General features: G+C 61.3%; 17 protein-coding genes. 8 read left to right on the forward strand and 9 right to left on the reverse strand.

Annotated features, from left to right (window positions below):
• Nucleotides 1-40: 40 nt before the first annotated feature.
• Nucleotides 41-2,401, reverse strand: a complete 2,361-nt coding sequence (locus tag AC1DTN_RS23785) for a putative monovalent cation/H+ antiporter subunit A (RefSeq protein WP_477922903.1) — start codon at nucleotides 2,399-2,401, stop codon at nucleotides 41-43.
• Between the two features lie 132 nt (nucleotides 2,402-2,533).
• Entirely contained in the window at nucleotides 2,534-2,737 is a 204-nt protein-coding gene (locus tag AC1DTN_RS23790) for a hypothetical protein (protein WP_113322567.1), read from the reverse strand.
• A gap of 215 nt (nucleotides 2,738-2,952) precedes the next feature.
• Here AC1DTN_RS23790 and msrB point away from each other — a divergent pair, with 215 nt between their 5' ends.
• The gene (gene msrB, locus AC1DTN_RS23795; protein ID WP_113322566.1) at nucleotides 2,953-3,366 is read left to right on the forward strand and encodes a peptide-methionine (R)-S-oxide reductase MsrB; all 414 of its coding nucleotides are present in this window, start codon (nucleotides 2,953-2,955) and stop codon (nucleotides 3,364-3,366) included.
• Between the two features lie 46 nt (nucleotides 3,367-3,412).
• Here the strand turns inward: msrB and AC1DTN_RS23800 are convergent, their stop codons facing one another.
• Nucleotides 3,413-4,480 (reverse strand): NAD(P)/FAD-dependent oxidoreductase, encoded by a 1,068-nt coding sequence (locus tag AC1DTN_RS23800; protein ID WP_310377937.1) that lies wholly within the window; start codon nucleotides 4,478-4,480, stop codon nucleotides 3,413-3,415.
• A gap of 76 nt (nucleotides 4,481-4,556) precedes the next feature.
• Here AC1DTN_RS23800 and AC1DTN_RS23805 point away from each other — a divergent pair, with 76 nt between their 5' ends.
• Together AC1DTN_RS23805 and AC1DTN_RS23810 are read left to right on the forward strand one after the other, a co-directional pair.
• On the forward strand, nucleotides 4,557-5,096 hold the full coding sequence (locus tag AC1DTN_RS23805) for a GNAT family N-acetyltransferase (RefSeq protein WP_310377939.1): 540 nt from the start codon (nucleotides 4,557-4,559) through the stop codon (nucleotides 5,094-5,096).
• Nucleotides 5,093-5,839 (forward strand): class I SAM-dependent methyltransferase, encoded by a 747-nt coding sequence (locus AC1DTN_RS23810; protein WP_439014392.1) that lies wholly within the window; start codon nucleotides 5,093-5,095, stop codon nucleotides 5,837-5,839. The genes AC1DTN_RS23805 and AC1DTN_RS23810 overlap by 4 nt, the downstream gene beginning before the upstream one ends.
• 66 nt (nucleotides 5,840-5,905) lie before the next feature.
• Here AC1DTN_RS23810 and AC1DTN_RS23815 read toward each other — a convergent pair whose 3' ends face one another.
• The 5 genes from AC1DTN_RS23815 to AC1DTN_RS23835 form a co-directional block, all read right to left on the reverse strand.
• Nucleotides 5,906-6,604: a pentapeptide repeat-containing protein gene (locus AC1DTN_RS23815; RefSeq protein ID WP_113322563.1), complete on the reverse strand. Its 699-nt coding sequence runs from the start codon at nucleotides 6,602-6,604 to the stop codon at nucleotides 5,906-5,908.
• A 104-nt stretch (nucleotides 6,605-6,708) separates the two neighbouring features.
• Nucleotides 6,709-7,257 carry a GNAT family N-acetyltransferase gene (locus AC1DTN_RS23820; protein WP_439014391.1) on the reverse strand — a complete coding sequence of 183 codons (549 nt, stop codon included), beginning with the start codon at nucleotides 7,255-7,257 and terminating at the stop codon, nucleotides 6,709-6,711.
• Nucleotides 7,258-7,290: 33 nt separating this feature from the next.
• The gene (trhA, locus tag AC1DTN_RS23825) at nucleotides 7,291-7,959 is read right to left on the reverse strand and encodes a PAQR family membrane homeostasis protein TrhA (RefSeq protein ID WP_113322562.1); all 669 of its coding nucleotides are present in this window, start codon (nucleotides 7,957-7,959) and stop codon (nucleotides 7,291-7,293) included.
• 118 nt (nucleotides 7,960-8,077) lie between these two features.
• Nucleotides 8,078-8,398, reverse strand: a complete 321-nt coding sequence (locus AC1DTN_RS23830) for a TraR/DksA family transcriptional regulator (RefSeq protein ID WP_477922908.1) — start codon at nucleotides 8,396-8,398, stop codon at nucleotides 8,078-8,080.
• Nucleotides 8,399-8,409: 11 nt separating this feature from the next.
• Nucleotides 8,410-8,820 (reverse strand): universal stress protein, encoded by a 411-nt coding sequence (locus AC1DTN_RS23835; RefSeq protein ID WP_007821491.1) that lies wholly within the window; start codon nucleotides 8,818-8,820, stop codon nucleotides 8,410-8,412.
• Nucleotides 8,821-9,018: 198 nt separating this feature from the next.
• Here AC1DTN_RS23835 and AC1DTN_RS23840 point away from each other — a divergent pair, with 198 nt between their 5' ends.
• Complete coding sequence (locus AC1DTN_RS23840; protein WP_477922910.1) at nucleotides 9,019-9,975, forward strand: VOC family protein; 957 nt, start codon at nucleotides 9,019-9,021, stop codon at nucleotides 9,973-9,975.
• A gap of 271 nt (nucleotides 9,976-10,246) precedes the next feature.
• Nucleotides 10,247-13,066, forward strand: coding sequence for a phospholipase D-like domain-containing protein (locus AC1DTN_RS23845; protein ID WP_439014389.1), 2,820 nt, complete (start codon nucleotides 10,247-10,249; stop codon nucleotides 13,064-13,066).
• A gap of 111 nt (nucleotides 13,067-13,177) precedes the next feature.
• Here the strand turns inward: AC1DTN_RS23845 and AC1DTN_RS23850 are convergent, their stop codons facing one another.
• Nucleotides 13,178-14,251 carry an aldo/keto reductase gene (locus AC1DTN_RS23850; protein ID WP_439014388.1) on the reverse strand — a complete coding sequence of 358 codons (1,074 nt, stop codon included), beginning with the start codon at nucleotides 14,249-14,251 and terminating at the stop codon, nucleotides 13,178-13,180.
• Nucleotides 14,252-14,346: 95 nt separating this feature from the next.
• Here AC1DTN_RS23850 and AC1DTN_RS23855 point away from each other — a divergent pair, with 95 nt between their 5' ends.
• The 3 genes from AC1DTN_RS23855 (at nucleotide 14,347) to AC1DTN_RS23865 (ending at nucleotide 17,812) form a co-directional block, all read left to right on the forward strand.
• The gene (locus AC1DTN_RS23855) at nucleotides 14,347-15,246 is read left to right on the forward strand and encodes a LysR family transcriptional regulator (protein WP_439014387.1); all 900 of its coding nucleotides are present in this window, start codon (nucleotides 14,347-14,349) and stop codon (nucleotides 15,244-15,246) included.
• An 81-nt stretch (nucleotides 15,247-15,327) separates the two neighbouring features.
• Nucleotides 15,328-16,497 (forward strand): AI-2E family transporter, encoded by a 1,170-nt coding sequence (locus AC1DTN_RS23860; RefSeq protein ID WP_439014386.1) that lies wholly within the window; start codon nucleotides 15,328-15,330, stop codon nucleotides 16,495-16,497.
• A gap of 22 nt (nucleotides 16,498-16,519) precedes the next feature.
• Nucleotides 16,520-17,812, forward strand: coding sequence for an NAD(P)/FAD-dependent oxidoreductase (locus tag AC1DTN_RS23865; protein ID WP_439014385.1), 1,293 nt, complete (start codon nucleotides 16,520-16,522; stop codon nucleotides 17,810-17,812).
• Nucleotides 17,813-17,918 lie beyond the last annotated feature (106 nt).

Here is a 17,918-nt window from a genome sequence, read left to right on the forward strand (position 1 = left end):
AGGCGGATGCCGACGCCGACAGGTTTTGCGAAGACCCGGCTCATGCCTCCTCCGCATCCGGATCGTTCGTCGCCAGCCGGCGCTCCGTATTGCCGCGGATGCGGATGAGGGCCAGGATGGCGAGGCCTGTCACCGCCACGACGGCGATTTCGCCGAGCGTGTCCGTGCCGCGGAAATCGACGATGATGACGTTCACGACATTGGCGCCATGGGCGATCAGCTTCGAATGGGCGTTGAAGAAATCGCTGAGTGCCGTGTTGAACGGTGGCTCCGTGGCGCGCATCAAAAGCAGCGCGAAGCCGAGGCCGCATGCGAGTGAAAGCGCGATATCGAAGAGACGGCGGGCGCCGTGGCGCGGATCGGTCGGCGACAGGCGCAGACGGGTCATGACGAGGGCGAGGATGACGACTGCGAGCGTTTCGACCATGAACTGGGTGAAAGCGAGATCCGGAGCGCCGAAGAGCAGGAAGATCAGCGCGACAGCAAAACCCTGAATGCCGAGCGAGACGATAGCCGTCAACCGGTCGCGGGCGATCAGCACCGCGACGAGGCCGAGCATGGCGATGAGCATGATGCCCGCTTCGCGCAGGCGCAGGTCTGCGGGCCAGGCAAAGGCCAGCGGCAGTTCGTCATGGATGACGAGCGGCACGAGCAGCATCGCTGCCACACAGACAAAGGTGCAGGCGACATAGATATCGAGACGTCTCGGCTGGACGATGCCGATGAAGCGGTGCGCGAAACGCACAAGCCCGGCGATGACGTGATCAAAACCGCGATCGGGACCAAGGGCGGAGCGCAGGGCATGGGCCACAAGCGCGCGGGCACGGTCGAGATGCCAGTAGACAACGACACCGAGCACTATCGTCAGCAGCGACAGGGCAAGCGGCACCCCGATATGCGGGGCCAGCGAAATGGAGATGGCGGCCGTAGCTTCACCCGCCACGGCAGAGGCCATGGGCGAGGAAATCATGGCATGGGTGAAACCGGAAAAGAGCGCCGTGAGCAGCCCTGCGACAGCGAGGATCGCCGGACCGAACCAGAGCAGGACCGGCGCCTCATGCGGATGTTTCGGTGTTTCCACCGGCCGGCCGAGGAATGGCCTCAGCGCCACGGCAAAGGCGATCGCAAACATCAGGGCATTGCCAAAGACGGCGATGGCCGTGACGAGGATCGAATAGAGATCGCCGCTGGCGAGAGCCGTGTAGATTTCCTCCTTGGCGAGGAAACCGAAGAAGGGTGGCAGACCGGCCATGGAAAGGGCAGCTGCCATGGCGATCAGGAAGGTCAGCGGCATGGCCCTTCGCAGGCCCCGCAGCCGGGTGATATCACGCGTGCCGGTCTCATGGTCGATGATACCGGCGACCATGAAGAGCGCGCCCTTGAAGAGCGAATGTGCCACCAGATAGAGCACCGCCGCTTCGATGGCCGAGTGCGAACCGAAGCCGGTCAGCAGCACCAGCAGGCCAAGGGAAGAGACGGTCGTGTAGGCGAGCTTCAGCTTCAGGTCCGTCTGGCGGATCGCAAGCACCGAGCCGGTAACGAGCGTCAGGCCGCCGAAGACGGGCAGCAGGACCTCCCATGCGGGCGTCGCGCCCATGACCGGGTTCAGCCGCATCAGCAGGTAGACGCCGGCCTTCACCATGGTGGCGGAATGCAGGTAGGCGGAAACGGGTGTGGGCGCTTCCATGGCATTCGGCAGCCAGAAATGGAATGGAAACTGTGCCGATTTGGTGAAGGCACCGCCGAGCACCAGCAACAGGGTGGCGAAATAGAGCGGGCTGCCCCTGACGACATCGCCGAACTGCAGCAACTCGGACAACTGAGCAACGCCTGTCAGTCCCCAGAGCAGCAGCAAGCCGGCCAGCAGCAGCAGCCCTCCCCCGCCGGTGACGACGAGTGCCTGCAAAGCGGCGCGCCGTGCCGCCTCCCGCTCATGGTCGAAGCCGATCAGCAGAAAGGAAGTGATCGAGGTGAGCTCCCAGAAGATGAAGAACATCAGGAAACTGTCCGACACCACGACGCCGAGCATCGCGCCCATGAAAAGGAAGATGAAGGAGAAGAACCGGCCCTGATCCGGATGGCCCTTCAGATATCCGCCGGCGTAGAGCACGATCAGCGTGCCAATGCCGGTGATGAGCAGGGCGAAGGTGAGCGACAATCCGTCAAGGAACCAGGAAAAGCGCAGGCCCAAGCCCGGCACCCAGTCATAACCGCCGGTTATGACTTCGCCGTGAGCGATTTGCGGCACGAGACGCAGGAAATGCAGGAAGGCGAGCAAAGGGGCGATGGCGAGCAGCCAGGCACCGCCTGCGCCAAAGGCACGAATGATGAAGGGAGCCGCGAGAGCGCCGATCAACGGCAGACACAGGGCCAGAAATGTCAGAGCCGTGACATCGGCCATGTCCCCTCCCCGTGAGCACGGATGAAAGCCGGCAAGCAGCCTTTTCCAAGGCTTAGGCGAATCGGCTGATAGCCTCAAGCAATTTCGGCAACCCGCAATGGATGCAGGCGGCGGTTTTCACAGGCTTGGAGTTCAGGAAAGGCGTGTGACGAGACGGGAAACGGAACCGTGCAGGATGAAGAAAGCAAGCGGCAAAGGCCAGAGAATGCAGGCGATCAGCCCGCCAATGCGATGCACCGTCCAGCGGTCGTGATTGACCCAGCCTTCCAGCAGGGTCACGCCCAGGGCGATTGCGGCGACTGCGCCGTACAGAACAATCATCAGAGTATGAAACACCGTTTGTCCCCGAAACACGCAGCATTAAGCTTAATGGCACACTAAAGATAAAGCACGGGTGATTCGTCGTCTTCCCCCGAATTGGGTAGATGGTAATTGGGGCCCTGACGCGGCAGGTTTGATCGTGAGGCCTGATCCCAGACTTGATCAATCGTGCTCAGCGCACCACATTTGCGCACGAAAGAGATTGCCCCCATCGGCGAAAGGAGCACTCCATGGCCGAAACGACCACCACACCAAAAATTCACAAGACCGATGCCGAATGGAAGGAACTGCTGACCCCTGAGCAGTATCGCATCACGCGCCAGCACGGCACCGAACGCGCCTTTACCGGTCCCTATTGGGATTCGTTCGAGACCGGACTCTACCGCTGCGTCAGTTGCAATGCGCCGCTCTTCCGCTCCGACACCAAGTTCGATGCAGGATGCGGCTGGCCGAGCTATTTCGAACCGGTCTCTCCGGAGTCCGTGACCGAACACCGCGACACCACCTATGGCATGGTGCGCACGGAAATCCGCTGCGGCACCTGCGAGGCCCATCTCGGCCACGTCTTCCCTGACGGACCGCCGCCGACCGGCCTGCGCTACTGTATCAACGGGCATGCAATGGTTTTCGAGCCCGGCAAGTAAAGGCTTGTAAGTAAAAGAAAAGCGGACCCCACCAGGCCCGCTTTTTTCATATCAGCCCGGCGGATGGGATGAGCGGCGATCGCCGATCTTCCATTACATGCTCGGCGGCAAGCCGGCCGAGCAGTGGCGCGAGAATGACGCCGGGATGGCCGACGGCGACATAGGCGCCCTCGATGCCGGGCAGGAAACCGAGCCGCGGCATTCCATCGGAGAAGAAGGGCCGGTAACCTGCAGCCGCCTCGACCAGCGACACGCCTTCGGGCAGGCGCAGGCGCTCATGCATGACCTTCAAGATCCGCTGGCCGACCCTTTCCGGCGCGTTTTCGGAGGTATCGTCGATATAGCCCTTGGCGACATGCAGCATGTTGTCCGCCGACTGGCGGATTTCCAGGCCAGGGCCGCGGAGGATGCGGTTCACGACAGGCTCCGCGCAGCCATAGCGCAGGATGATGGAGGGCGAGGCTTCGACGCCTGTTCGGAAGCCCAGGCTTTCCGTTAGGCGGTCGACCGCTGTTCCGCCTGCGAGGATCACGAGATCGGCCTCGATCGCGCCATCGGCCAGACGCACGCCACTCACCCGGTCGCCCGAAAGGATGAGGCTTTCGACCTTCCGGCCAAAGGTGGCGGTTACGCCGGCGGCATCGATCAGGTCGCGTGACAGCCTTGCAGGGTCGAGCGCTAGATCGTCGGGCGAGAAGATCGCGCAGGCGGGAGGCTGACACAGATTGGGTTCCCATGCAGCAATCGCTGCGGCATCGACCAGTTCGACATCCGTGCCTGCAGCGCGATGGGCTGCGGCAAAGGCTTCGGTTTCGGCAGTACCTTTGAGCCAGAACAGAGAGCCGGGACGTGCAGCGGCAAAGGCATCCGGTAGATCGGCCTGCAGGCGGCTATAGTCGGCGAGCGCTTCCTGCACCAGGCGGTAATTGACCGCTCCCGGCGCGATGTTGATGATATTCACCCAGCCGAAGGCACGTGCCGTCACGCCGCTGCCGGCTTGCACATTCTCCTCCACCAGATGGACGGTGGCTCCGCGCCGGGCGAAATGGAAGGCGAGCGAAGCGCCGACAATGCCGGCGCCGATAATGATGACGCGTATCTTTGCAGATGCCATGACGGGAGCTCTCGTATAAATCGGGAGGAAGAGGTAGGCGCGGCTTAGGCACGCTCCATGACAGAGGGATGAAACAATGTCTATCATCCGGGAAATCCTGCGCAGCGACCGGCTGGTGTTGCGCGAAATCACCGTCGCGGACTTGCCGGCGCTCGAGCGCATCTTCGCCGATCCGCTGTGCATGCGGTATTACCCTTCCGTGAAGGATGCCGCAGCAACGCGCGATTTCTTCGACAGGCTCGCCTTCGGAAGCTACGAGAAAAATGGTTTCGGTCTCTGGGCGATGATCGATCGCGAGAGCGGCGATCTGCTCGGCGATTGCGGGATCACGCTGCAGGACACATCGCGCGGAATGGAGCCGGAGCTTGGCTACCATCTCTGGCCGGATTACTGGGGCAAGGGTTATGCCACCGAGGCCGCCCTTGCCTGCCGCGACCATGCCTTCTCGGTCATGGGACTGTCGCGCCTCGTCAGTATCGTCAGCCTGGAAAATCTTCCCTCGCAGAAGGTCGCCGGGCGGGTGCATCAGCGACGGGAGGTTTTCACCAAGCAGAATGCGGCCGGCGAGACAGTGGAACGCTATCTCTACATCAGCGAGAAGAATTCAGGCGCATGAGCACGAGTTCCGACGATCCCCTCTACCGCGATCCTTCACTTGCACAATTCTACGATACGGCCAATCGCTGGGGACCGGATTTCGACTTCTGCATGAAGCTGGCGGAAGGCGCCAATTCCGCGCTCGACCTCGGCTGCGGGACGGGCGAGCTGACGGCAGCGCTCGCCGCGACGCGCAACGTCACCGGCGTTGATCCTGCCGCCGCGATGCTCGACATCGGCAGGGCGCGGCCGGGCGGCGGCAAGGTGGCATGGGTCGAGGGTGACGCCCGCACCGTTCGCCTCAGGAAGAGATACGATCTCATCGTGCTGACGGGCCACGCGTTCCAGGTCTTCCTGACGGAAGAGGACCAGCGCGCCGCCCTTGCGACGATCGCAGCACATCTCAGCCCTGCCGGCCGGTTCGTGTTCGATACGCGCAATCCCGGTTTTTACGGGGAGCGCGACGTACGCCATAGCAGCGTGCGCCAGCTCGAGCATGCGGAACTCGGTGCGATAGAGGCCTCGGACGAGTCTCATTACGATGAGACGACCGGCATTCTTTCCTATGAGAACGGCTATCGGGTGCTCTCGACCGGCGAGCACTTCGCCGGGCGCTCGCAAATCCTCTACACGCCGCGCGACAAGCTTGCGAGAATGATCAGCGACGCCGGGCTCACCATCGATGCCTGGTATGGCGACTGGGAAGGCAACCCCTTCCATGCGCGGTCGCGCGAGATCATTCCGGTTGGTCGTCTCGCCTGAACCAAAGGGCCCTGTTTCCACGCAATTCCGGACGCAAAGCCGCTGCAAACTTTTGCTGGAAAGGCGCTAGTCCTGCTCCTGCGGGCAGGGCCAGCCTGAGGGAACAGAAAGCCCCGAAGGCAGCTTCGTCGAGGAATCGCCGCAGGCGAGGTCGATCTGCGCCTGCTGCAGGCCAGTAGCGGCGGACAGATCCAGCCCCTCGATGCGGGTCAGAAACATGAAGGCTCGGTCGAAGGTGATCGGACCTTCAAAGCTTGCGCCCGTCAGATCGGCGCGGGAGAGATTGGCGAGTGCGAAGCTGACGCCTGTCAGCACCGCCTTGTCGAAATTGGCCCGACCCAGCTCGGCCTTCTCGAAGTTGGCCTTCGTCAGCTGCGCCCCGGTGAAATCGGCCCGCTGCAACTCCGCACCGGCAAAGCTTGCACCATCGGCGATGGCCCTGGCAAAAGTCGATCGATAGGCTTCGATTTTTCCGAAGTTCGCGCCCTGCACGGTAGCGCCTTCAAGCGAGGCGCGCACGAGGGTCGCCTTTTCGGCATTGGCGGATTTGAGGTTGGCGCCGCCGAGATCGGTCAGCGAAAAATCCGTGCCGGCCAGATTGGCGCCCTGGAGGTCACTGCCCTGAAGCATCAGATTCTTCTTGTTGCACTCCTGCCAGTCGAGCTCCGGCGAAGCCGTGCTGCCGCAACTGGCCGCCATTACCGGCAGCGAATAGGCTGCCATGGCCAGAAAAGCCGAAAGACCGAGCACCGAGCGTCCAAACATCAACCTCTCCTCCGCGAGTCGCGCCATCAGAGATTTCTACAAGGCGCAGACTACGATAAAAATATGGTTAGTCCCCGCCAGCAATCAATCTGGAGATGGCCCTGTCAGGCTTTCGGTATGCGCAATTCCATGCAGGTGAGATCCAGCCAGCGGCCGAATTTGATGCCAACTTCGGAAAATGTGCCGGCGATGCGAAAGCCAAGCTTCGCGTGCAATTTGATGGAGGCGGTATTTTCGGCCTCGATGCCGGCGATCATGACGTGGATATTGCCGGCGCTCGCACGTTCGATCAATGCGCGCATCAGCTTTTCGCCAATGCCGGCACCGCGGCAATCCTTGTCGACATAGACAGAATGTTCGACCGTGTGGCGGTAGCCATCGAAGGCGCGCCAATCGCCATAGGAGGCGTAGCCGGCGACCTTGCCGTCCATTTCGGCGACGATGACCGGAAAGCCCCTGCCCTTGCGCGCCTTGAACCATTCCAGCCGGTTGTCGAGATCGACGAGCGTTTCGTTCCAGATTGCCGTGGTGTGCTCGACAGCGTGATTGTAGATATCTCTGATAGCAGGAAGATCGGCTTCGGCGGCGTCTCGGATGAGAACGGTATCGGTCATTTGGCAGGCCCGGTTCGAAATGGTCTTCTGCCGGGGCATACGCCGGGCGCGGGCCGATGTAAACGCCAGATATCAGAAGGCGGGAACCGAGAGGCTGAAGCAGGTCAGCACGGCCGAATAATGCACGGCGGCGGCGGCCACCACGAAGCCATGCCAGATGGCGTTCTGGAAGCGCAGCCTCTCCCAGACATGGAAGATGACGCCCAGCGAATAGATGATACCGCCGATGACGATCAGCAGCATGGAAGCATAGGGAATGCGCGAGGCGACGGGCTCGGCCACCAAGACGCCGCTCCAGCCCATGGCGAGATAAAGCAGGATCGCCAGGCGGTCATATTTGCCCGGAAAGACACATTTGACGAAGATGCCGAAGGCGGCAATCAGCCAGATGACGACCAGCATGCCAGACAGCAGCGGATCGTCGGCGCCGCGCTCCAGAAAGGGTGTATAGGTGGCGGCGATCAGGATGAAGATCGCCGAATGATCAAGCCGGCGCAGATACCATTTGGTGCGCGAAACCGGCCAGATATTATAGGAAAAGGAAATGCCGAGGGTCAGCACCAGCCCGACGCCGTAAACCCAGGCGGCAACCAGCGCACCGGCGGGGCTCCAGAGGGTGGCGTAGAAGATCAGCACAGTCACGCCGATCAGGGCAAAGAACAGTCCGACGCCGTGGACGATGCCGTCGGCGATCAGCTCATATCTGTCGTAGGCCCAGCGAATGCCGTTAATTTCGCCCATGCGCGCACCCCTACTCAGCGGAGGGGATCGTCGCATTGAATTCGCAAAGGCGCAACCGGACGCCCGGTGGCGTCAGGTTAAATCTTTGTGACGAGCCATGCTCGTTTTGATGACGCGCTTACTTGCCTGCCGCGCAATCCCCGCAGAGCGGCGTCTGCGGCAGCACTGCAAGGCGGGCCTCGGAGATCGCAGCACCGCAGCGGGCGCAGGTGCCGTAGGTGCCCCTGGCGATACGTTCGAGGGCGGCGTCGATGGCGCGCAGCTCATCCTCTCCGGCCTGGCCGAGACCTTCCAGCACTTCGTCATTCTCGTTCTCGATGGCGCGGTCGTCGTCATCGGTCGCCTTGGTGCGGCCGAGGTCCGTGTCGATCTTGCGCAGGCGCGCTGTCAGTTCGTGCCAGCGGTCGCGCAGGATCTTTTCCTGAAGTTTCATATCCATAGCTTCACGTCCTACCGATCCACCAGCACCGAGCACTTGGCGTGGCGCACCACGCGGTCGGCGGTGGCACCGATGAAATAATTGTAGATATCAGGAATGTGAGAGGCGATCATGACGAGATCGGCACCATGGCTTTCCGCTGCGGCAAGAATGCCGTTGGCGGGCGGGCCATTGCGGACTTCGACGGTGGCCGGAATGCCGGTCTTGGCGACGAGTTCATTCAGCCGGTCGCGGCCTTCCTTCATGGCATCCTCGACGACATTTCCCGGCAATTCAATGGCGACATAGGTTGGAATATCCTCGACGACATTGAGGAGGATGATCTCACCGCCATTGTCGAGCAGCTTTGCCGCCTTGCGGAAAATCTTCTCGCCTTTTTCGATGCCGCCGATTTCAACTGGAACGATGATCTTCTTGTACATGCTATCCTCCTTGAGGTGTTGATCTTCGTCATCAACCTCCTCCCTGGATAGATAAAGCGCATTGACTGATATCAAGTGGGGCGCGAGCCATCGTCAACGTTTGCAGAACGCTTCATCGTCAAAAACGAGCCTTCTGTGAACAATGAGAATGCGCCATATTGGGATCAAGTACAGCAGCCGAGGGGAGCTTACAGGCGAATGGACCGGCGAAAATTCCTCGCGCTCGCTACGGGCGGCACATTTGCCGCCACCGCCGGTACGCCTTTCAATTCCAGGGCAGGAGATCATTCCATGACGGCATCAGAACCATCTTACGCGCTGACGCGCCCTGCCTATATCGACCAGTCGCATCTGGTCGTGAAAGACTTGGCCGCGGTCTCCGGTTTCTATCAGAAGATGCTTGGCCTTTCGGTGCTCGAAAAGATCGCAAGCGGCGAAGTTCTGGGGGTTGCCGGCCTGCCGCTGCTGACGCTGACAACGGATAGCAATGCGCGCGAGGCCCCCCGCAATGCCGCCGGCCTCTTCCACACCGCTTTCCTGATGCCAAACCGCACCGAACTTGTCCGCTGGCTGCGCCATGCCGCGGACAACAATGTCACCCTCGAGGGCGCGTCCGACCATCTGGTCAGCGAGGCGATTTACCTTTCCGATCCTGAAGGCAACGGCATCGAAATCTATGCAGACCGTCCGCATGAAAGCTGGAAGTTCCATCCGGACGGCATGGTAGAAATGGCCACGCTGCGGCTCGACCTGCAGGCGCTCTACAACAGTGCGCCTGAGAATGCCTGGACCGGCATGGCTGACGGCACCGCGATCGGTCACATCCATCTGCAGGTCGGCGACATTCCGCAGGCAGATGCCTTCTATCGCGACGTGCTTGGCCTGAAGGTAATGGCGCGTTATCCGAGCGCAAGCTTCTTTGCGAGCGGCGGCTATCACCACCATCTCGCCGCCAATATCTGGAACAGCCGCGGCGCTGGCACCCGCGCCGACCACATGACCGGCCTTTCCGACTACAAGATCCGTTTCAATGACAAGGAAACGCTAGACAAAGCCGTTTCCAAGCTCGACGAGCTTGAGATCAAGAGCGAGAAGCGCGACGGCGGCGTCTTCCTGAAAGACCCGTGGGGCATCGGGCTTACACTCTCGGCCTGAAGGAATATCTTTTAAGGCACTCGGAAAGGATCGTTTTGGTATTTCACCGAAACGGTCCTTTCTGTTTTCAAGGAACTCCCAAAACAGTCGCGGCATATTCTCGATATTTGCTTTCAGGACGACCGAACGGTCGCGCAGGCGCTGGGCTCGACGCCATCATGCGGCTGTAATAAACTGGACGTATCTTCCCAGTTTACAACCCTCAATAGATTTCGCAGCCAATCCCCATCGTACACCGACGAAATGTCCGCCATCGGACGGAGGAGGCAGAATGACAGTGGAGGATTCCCAGCGCGTCCGGCAGGTGGCGGAGCAGGTTGTGGCCGCCAGCTCGGCGGGTGTGCAGGAGGACATCAACGCGCTGATGAGCAGCGCGCAAAGACCTGGCTGGCTTGATGAAGCCGGCCGCGCGATGAACGTCCGTTACGGCGGCGTGCGCGCATTGATGAACCGAGATCAGCCCGTCGAAGAAGGGGTCGATATCGGCCCACCTCCGGTCGGCGACTTGGAGACGATCGTCTTTGCCGTGGGTACGCCGGTTTTCCTTGTCAGRAACAATGCCGTCGACATCGACAGCGCCCGAGAGGAAGCGAAGGCCTGGCGCCGCATCCTGACGGACAACGCTGCGAACGTGGACCGGGCGATGGTTTCGATCGGCCGCGTCGACGTCACCAATGCCGACCGCGACTATGCCGGAACGGCATGGGTGATCGATGACGGCCTTGTCATCACCAACCGCCATGTGGCCAACCTTTTTGCGGAAGCAAGCGGCACCGGCTTCAAGTTCAAGATCGGCTTTGACGCGCGCCGCGAGATCGGCGTCAATATCGACTTCCTGGAGGAATTCGGTAACGCCACCAGCGACGAGGTGAAGATCGAACGTGTCGTCTGGGTGGCGCCTGAAAACGGACCCGATGTTGCCTTCCTGAAGCTGGAACAGAAATCCTCGCCGGTCGGCCGTCTGAAGCTCGACCTTGCCTCCGAGGTGCCGGTGCGCAACCTGCCGGTTGCTGCAATCGGCTATCCCGCCAGCGATTCCCGCTTCTCCGATCAGAGACTTGCCGAAAAGATTTTTGGCGGCGTCTTCACCAAGAAGCGGCTTGCAGTTGGCAACCTGCTGGCCGCCGACGAGAACCGTGTCACCCATTCCTGCTCTACCCTCGGCGGCAATTCCGGCTCTCCGTTGCTCGACATCGGCACTGGCAGGGTGATGGGGCTTCACTACAGCGGAACCGAATTCATCGAGAATGACGCGGTGCCGGCAGCCGTTCTGCGGCGTTGCCTGCAGCGCGCCCGAGGACTGCTCCAGCCATTGAACGGGGAGGTCATTGTGAGCAATAATGAGGAAAGCGGCACGGGCAGCGGCGGCGGCGGCAAGGTGACATTCACGATACCGCTGAAGATTACCGTCGAACTGGACACTGCAGCGTTGCAATCTTCGCTCGCAGGCGGACCAGCGGGCTCTCCTTCGGGGCCGTCCATTGTGATGAGTGCGACCGGTTCCGGTCCCAATCCGCCGTCCCCCTCGCCGATCGCAATGCCGACCAAGGAGCAGGTACTTGCTGCGGTCCGCAGCGCGCGATCTCAGTTTGCCAACCGTGACGACGTCGTTGCCATCAAGCCGGGCTATCGCTTCGAGAATGGCGAGATCACCGATCAGCGCGCCGTCGTGATCGCGGTCAATCGCAAGCTCGAACTGGGCGCCCTGGAATCGCGCGGCCGCACGAAGCTGCCGGACTACATCGATGGCGTTCGCACTGACGTCACTGTCGCCTCGGCGCAGGATCTCTTCGGCATTGACATGGATGAAGCCGCGAAGCCGAGCTGGCATACGAATTACAAGAAGCGCGACGACCTGCCGCTGACCCGTCGCCCGGTCAATGGCAAATTCGTCATCCATACCGGACCTGACGCGAGCTGGCCGCAGCTCGGTCCATTCCTGGCGAAGACCCGCAAGTCGCTGGTCGTTGCCATGTACGATTTCGGCGCGACGAATGTCGCCAATGGCGTGCTCGATGCGGTCAAGGGCCAGGCCGAAACCATCTCCATGGTGCTGCAGATGGGCGGCAAGGTGCATGATGGCGATCTGACGGATGCCGAAGCGGTCGCGCAGATCCGCGATGCGAAGGGTAACAAGTTCGATTTCGCGCCGGCGAGCGTCGGCAGGGACGGCATCTTCGATTCCGCCTACCATATCAAGGTCGCCGTGCGCGACCACAATGCCATGTGGCTTTCGAGCGGCAACTGGCAGAGTTCCAACCAGCCCAACGTCGCGCCTTTGACAAACAAGGATGACGCTCCATCGGCTCTCCGGCTCTACAATCGCGAATGGCATGCCATCCTTGAAAACGCCGAGCTCAGCAAACTCTACGAGGATCATATTCTGCGCGATCTGGAAGAGGCCAAGACGGTAACGGAGGCCGGCATCGTGTCGGAACAACTGGTCTTCCTGCCCGCCAACGTCGCCATGGACACGCTCGAAGCGCCCGAGAAGCCGCACTATTTCCAGCCGCTGACCGGCGAGCGCACAATCGACGTGCAGCCGATCCTGACGCCCGACAACTATCTCGATGTGGTATTGCCGTTCATTCAATCGGCCAAGAGCCGGATCTATTTCCAGAACCAGAGCTTCAATACCAAGACGGTGGGCGACAACTATCGCCGTCTGCTGGATGCGCTGCTCGAAAAGCAGAAGGGCGGGCTCGACGTGCGCATCATCTTCCGCAGCTTCGGCTCCGAGGACCGCGACGTCATCAGCAATGCCAAGGATTACGGCTTCGATACCAGTAAGATCCGCAAGCAGAAGAACTGCCATACCAAGGGAATCATCATCGACAGCGAAGCCGTGCTGATGGGCAGCCACAACTGGACGACAGCCGGCACCGGCTTCAACCGGGATGCGAGCCTGATCTTCTATGATGCCGAGATCGCCAAATTCTACGAGGAGATCTTCCTCTACGACTGGAACCGCATCGGCCCGGCGAAAATAGATGAAAATCTGCCGCCGCCGGTACTCGCACCATCAGGAGGGGAGACAGCACCGCCGTCAGGCTACATTGCCGTCCCGCTTTCGATCGCGCTTGGGCGGTGACTTCGGAGCGGCACAAACGGCGATTGGAACGCGCGGGGGCTGCGCTTTCGGAACAAAACTTCCAGACGACAAATGGCGCCGTTTCCGGCGCCATTTTCAGGTTTGCATGTTTCAATGACGGGGCTCGATGGTCACCTCGCCGAACATAACGCCGCGCGTCAATGGTTTAGCGAGGAAATCATGCGGGAAGCCGAGAACGATGGCGCTTGCTTCGGCCAGCCGAGTGCGATGCTCATCCGACAGGACCACATCAAGCGCACCGAGATTGTCTTCGAGCTGCGCCATCGTCTTTACGCCCATGATCGGCGAAGTTACGGCCGGGTTGGTGAGCGTCCAGGCGATCGCCACCTGCGCCGGCGTCTTGCCGATCTCGGCAGCGATTGCCTTTACGACCTCGGCGATGCCGAGGCTGCGCTCGGTCAGCGAACCGTTGCCGGCAGCGACATTCTTGCGGGTGCCGACGGCACTTGCGGTGCCACCGCCGATATCGAGGTCGGCACGACTATATTTGCCGGTGAGGACACCCATGCCGAGCGGCGACCAGGGAATGACGCCGAGACCGAGTTCAGCGGCCATCGGGATCAGTTCGCGCTCCACCGTGCGTTCGATCAGGCTGTATTCGATCTGGAGAGCCACCAGCGGCGCCCAACCACGAAGGTCTGCCAGCGTCTGCATGCGCGCGACCTGCCAGGCCGGTGTATCGGAAATGCCCGCATAGACGATCTTGCCGGCACGGACGAGATCGTCCAGTCCGCGCATCACCTCCTCGACCGAGGTCGTGAAATCCCAGGCGTGCAGGTAGAAGAGATCGATGTAATCGGTGTTCAGCCGCTTCAGGCTGTCTTCCACCGAACGGACCATGCTGCGGCGGTGATTGCCGCCGGAGTTCGGATCCCTGGGGCGCGAAGTGATCGTGTATTTGGTGGCAATCACCAGTTCGTCGCGGCGGCCTTCGGCAAAGCGGCCGACGAGGGTTTCGGACGTGCCGCCCGTATATTGATTGGCGGTATCGATGAAATTGCCGCCGCGATCGACATAGGCGTCGAACATGCGGCGGGACTCCTGCTCATCTGCTCCCCAGCCCCAATCTGTTCCGAAGGTCATGGCGCCGAGCGACAGCGGCGAAACGCGCAGGCCGGAACGGCCGAGGAGACGGTAGCGGTCAAGGGACAATGTATCAGTCATGGATAATCTCCTGTGTTGCAGAAAGAGGATGCGCCTTGCCGATACTGACAACAATGCTACATTATCGGCATGACTTCTTTAGAAACGAGAGCATAATGCGCGGCAGCGACTATGCCGAACTCAGGGCTTTTGCTGCGGTCGCCGAGCACGGCAATTTTGCCCGTGCGGCCGCCCGGCTCGGCATATCGGCCTCCGCGCTCAGCCAGACGATCCGCACGCTCGAGGAACGGATGGGCATCCGGCTGCTCAACCGCACGACGCGCAGCGTGGCGCCGAGCGAGGCGGGCCAACGGCTGCTTTCAAGGCTGCTKCCGGCGCTTGCCGATCTCGACCAGGCGGTGGCGGATGTTTCGGCGCTGCGCGATACGCCGGCCGGGTTGTTGCGCATCAACGCGCCGCGGGTTGCGATCGCGCACGGGCTGGCGCCGCTGATTGCGCCCTTCCATGCTGCCTTTCCCGATATCGTCATGGACATTATCGTGGATGACAAACTCTCCGATATCGTCGCCGATCGTTTCGATGCCGGCATCCGGCTGGGCGAGATGGTGGAAAAAGACATGGTGAGCGTAAAACTCGGCGGCGAGATGCGGCTCGTCGTGGTCGCCTCGCCCGACTACATCGCGCGCCACGGCATGCCGGACACACCGCGCGACCTGCGCGACCACTCTTGCGTCGTCTCCCGCTGGCCGACGGATGGCAGCCTCTATCATTGGGAATTCGAGCGCGGCGACGAGAAGCTCGAAGTGGCCGTCTCGGGGCCACTCAGCACCACAGACAACGACCTGATGCTGCGGGCCGTGCTTGATGGCATAGGCATCGGCTATCTCTTCGACTATCACGTGGCGGAAGATCTTACCGCCGGCAGGCTGGTGAGCATGCTGGATGACTGGACACCGCCCTTCCCCGGTTTCCACCTCTATTATCCGAGCCGGCGCCAGATGCCGCCGCCGCTGCGCGCCTTCGTGGATTTCGTCGGGCGGCGGCGGACGGCCTAGACGCCTCGATACCAGGGGGGAACCTGTAGCAAGCCTGCGCGTTGATTGGCGGAGCAATGGGGCTTCGGGGACACATCGCACATGGGAATCGCCAACGGCATCCGGAAACAGGCAAACAAGATCCGCCTCGGCGAACGCCACACCAGCGCATGGGCACGAACGCTTCAGGAAGAAGCTGCTGAAGAACTTCCACCGGCACCGATGCGGCGCGTCGAGAAGGACGGGCTCGATGTCAGCATGGCCTGGGCCATCATCGGCATCTTCGGCATCCTTGGGCTTGCCGCAGTCTATATGATGTCGCTGATTCTGATCCCCATCACGCTCGCGGTGGTCGTCGGCATGATCCTCGGCATGGCGGCAGAAAAGCTTTCGAAGATGGGCGTGCCGCGGCTTGCCAATGCGGCGATCCTTTCCTCCGCTGTCGCGCTGGTCATCGTCCTGCTGGCCAATTCGCTTGCCGGTCCCTTGGCGATGCTTGCCAATGAAGCGCCTGATTTCATCGAGCGCACGACCCAGCGCGTCATGCCCTATCTGGAGCGGATCGAATGGCTGCACATCACGCCTGCGACCTTCCAGAGCGGGCCGATGTCCATCGATGCGCTGCTCGAAAACACCGGAAACGTGCTGCATGTCGTGACAACAAACCTGACGCCGGCGCTGGTGCAGGGGCTGATCTTCTTTGCGGCGTTGCTGCTCTTTCTGGCAAGCCGCGTGAGCCTGCGCAAGACGATCATCATGACCTTTCGCGAACGGGCGCAGCGGCTGGCAGCGATCCGCGTCATCAATGCTGTGGAACAGGCGCTTGGCTTCTATTTCGCCACGGCCTCGCTGATCTATGTGGCGCTCGGCGTCGTGATGACTGTTATCGCCTATGCGGGCGGGCTGTCCATGCCAGTGCTCTGGGGTTTCTTTGCTTTTCTTTCGAGCTTCATTCCCTATCTCGGCATCACGATGATGACCGTTGCGGTCGCCATTGCCGGCGTTATCGCCCATGACGGCATCATTATCGGTCTTATACCTGCTGCAGCCTTCTTCACTGTTCACCTTGTGATGGAAAACCTGATCTTCCCCGCTGTCATGGGCCGGCGGCTGGAGATCAACCCGTTCGTCATCTTCCTGGCGATCATCTTCTGGACATGGATGTGGGGCGCGGTCGGCGCGATGCTGGCACTGCCGCTCTCGCTCATCGCCATGACCATCATGGAGGAACTGGTGATCGAGGAAAGACCGCAGCCGCAGCTGCCGAAGTAACGACACCGACTGGAGGCAAGCCATGGCATCCGACCTGCATCTCAACGAAGCCAGCCACGCTGAACTCGTAGGCGGCTGCTCGCTCTGGGGCAGGAACGGCGTGCGGCCGGCCTATCAGCCGCTCGAACTGAGCTTCAAGACCGATATCGCCATCATCGGCGGGGGGATAACCGGTGCGCTTGCCGCCGAACATCTGACGGCGCGAGGCTTTTCGGTCGTCGTCATCGACCGCGAGCAGCCGGGGTTCGGCAGTACCGCGGCAAGCACGGCCATGCTGCAATGGGAGATCGACCGCACACTCGGTGAGCTGGAAACCCTTTACGGCTTCGAGCGGGCAGCCGGCATTTATCGCCGCAGTGCTGCCTGTGTCGCAGGGCTTGCCAAGCTGATTGCGGCCCACGGCATTACCTGCGGTTTCCAGCCACGCAACACGCTCTATCTCGCCAATAATCACGAGGGTGCGCGCGAACTGATGGAGGAACGGCAGCTTCGCCGCCGGGCGGGATTGCCGGGCCATTATCTCGAACATCCCGATCTCCTCACCCAATACGAGTTCGACCGTGATGCGGCGATCCTCTCGCCGGGTTCGGCGGAGGCCGACCCGCTGCTGCTCACCTGGGCCTTGCTGCAGACTGCCTTTTCGCGCGGTGCGCGGTTGATCAACGCCTCGGTGACCAGGCTTCACAGCGAAGGCGGACATGTGACGGCCGAGACGAACGGCGCCCATGTAATCGAGGCGCGGCATGTGGTACTTGCGACCGGCTATTCCATGCCCGGCCTCGACATGCCGAAGCTGCATCGCACCAGTTCCAGCTGGGCTCTCGCCACCGTGCCCCAGAAGCCGGAAGACCTCTGGCGCGACGGCATGCTGCTCTGGGAAGACAGCCATCCCTATCTCTATGTGCGCACCACTGATGACAATCGTATCATCGTCGGCGGCGAGGACGATGACACCACCGATCCCGAAGAGCGCGACCTCAAGCTGCCGGGGAAGGTCATAACGATCCGGGAAAAGCTGAAGCGGCTGTGGCCGAGGGCGGATACGCGGGTGGAGCATGCCTGGTGCGGCACATTCGGCGAGACGGTGGATGGCCTGCCGCTGATCGGCCCGGTGCCAGGGATGGCTGGCGTCTATGCCGCCTATGGGTACGGCGGCAACGGCATCACCTTCTCCTACCTCGCCGCGCAAATGATCGGCGCAATGTTCGCCGGCATGCATCGTGACTGGTTCGAGGATTTCGCTCTCGACAGGGATGCGCCGACTGTGCGGAGTTTCATGGCGGGTTCGATACGGACCGGAGACGAACTGAGGTAAGCTTCGTTCCAGAGCATTTCCGTTTTCTTCGAATCACGAAAATGCTCTATCTCTTTGTCTTCACGCAATTCGGGGTTTTCACGCAATTCCGGACGCAAAACCGCTG

It is taken from the genome of Rhizobium sp. 01T444 (genome assembly GCF_056398305.1).

Coding starts and splice junctions, on each gene's coding strand:
- AC1DTN_RS23785 (WP_477922903.1), bottom strand. CDS start 2,401: ATGGCCGATGTCACGGCTCTGACATTTCTGGCCCTGTGTCTGCCGTTG.
- msrB (WP_113322566.1), top strand. CDS start 2,953: ATGGCCGAAACGACCACCACACCAAAAATTCACAAGACCGATGCCGAA.
- AC1DTN_RS23800 (WP_310377937.1), bottom strand. CDS start 4,480: ATGGCATCTGCAAAGATACGCGTCATCATTATCGGCGCCGGCATTGTC.
- AC1DTN_RS23805 (WP_310377939.1), top strand. CDS start 4,557: ATGTCTATCATCCGGGAAATCCTGCGCAGCGACCGGCTGGTGTTGCGC.
- AC1DTN_RS23810 (WP_439014392.1), top strand. CDS start 5,093: ATGAGCACGAGTTCCGACGATCCCCTCTACCGCGATCCTTCACTTGCA.
- AC1DTN_RS23815 (WP_113322563.1), bottom strand. CDS start 6,604: ATGTTTGGACGCTCGGTGCTCGGTCTTTCGGCTTTTCTGGCCATGGCA.
- AC1DTN_RS23820 (WP_439014391.1), bottom strand. CDS start 7,257: ATGCCCCGGCAGAAGACCATTTCGAACCGGGCCTGCCAAATGACCGAT.
- trhA (WP_113322562.1), bottom strand. CDS start 7,959: ATGGGCGAAATTAACGGCATTCGCTGGGCCTACGACAGATATGAGCTG.
- AC1DTN_RS23830 (WP_477922908.1), bottom strand. CDS start 8,398: ATGGATATGAAACTTCAGGAAAAGATCCTGCGCGACCGCTGGCACGAA.
- AC1DTN_RS23835 (WP_007821491.1), bottom strand. CDS start 8,820: ATGTACAAGAAGATCATCGTTCCAGTTGAAATCGGCGGCATCGAAAAA.
- AC1DTN_RS23840 (WP_477922910.1), top strand. CDS start 9,019: ATGGACCGGCGAAAATTCCTCGCGCTCGCTACGGGCGGCACATTTGCC.
- AC1DTN_RS23850 (WP_439014388.1), bottom strand. CDS start 14,251: ATGACTGATACATTGTCCCTTGACCGCTACCGTCTCCTCGGCCGTTCC.
- AC1DTN_RS23860 (WP_439014386.1), top strand. CDS start 15,328: ATGGGAATCGCCAACGGCATCCGGAAACAGGCAAACAAGATCCGCCTC.
- AC1DTN_RS23865 (WP_439014385.1), top strand. CDS start 16,520: ATGGCATCCGACCTGCATCTCAACGAAGCCAGCCACGCTGAACTCGTA.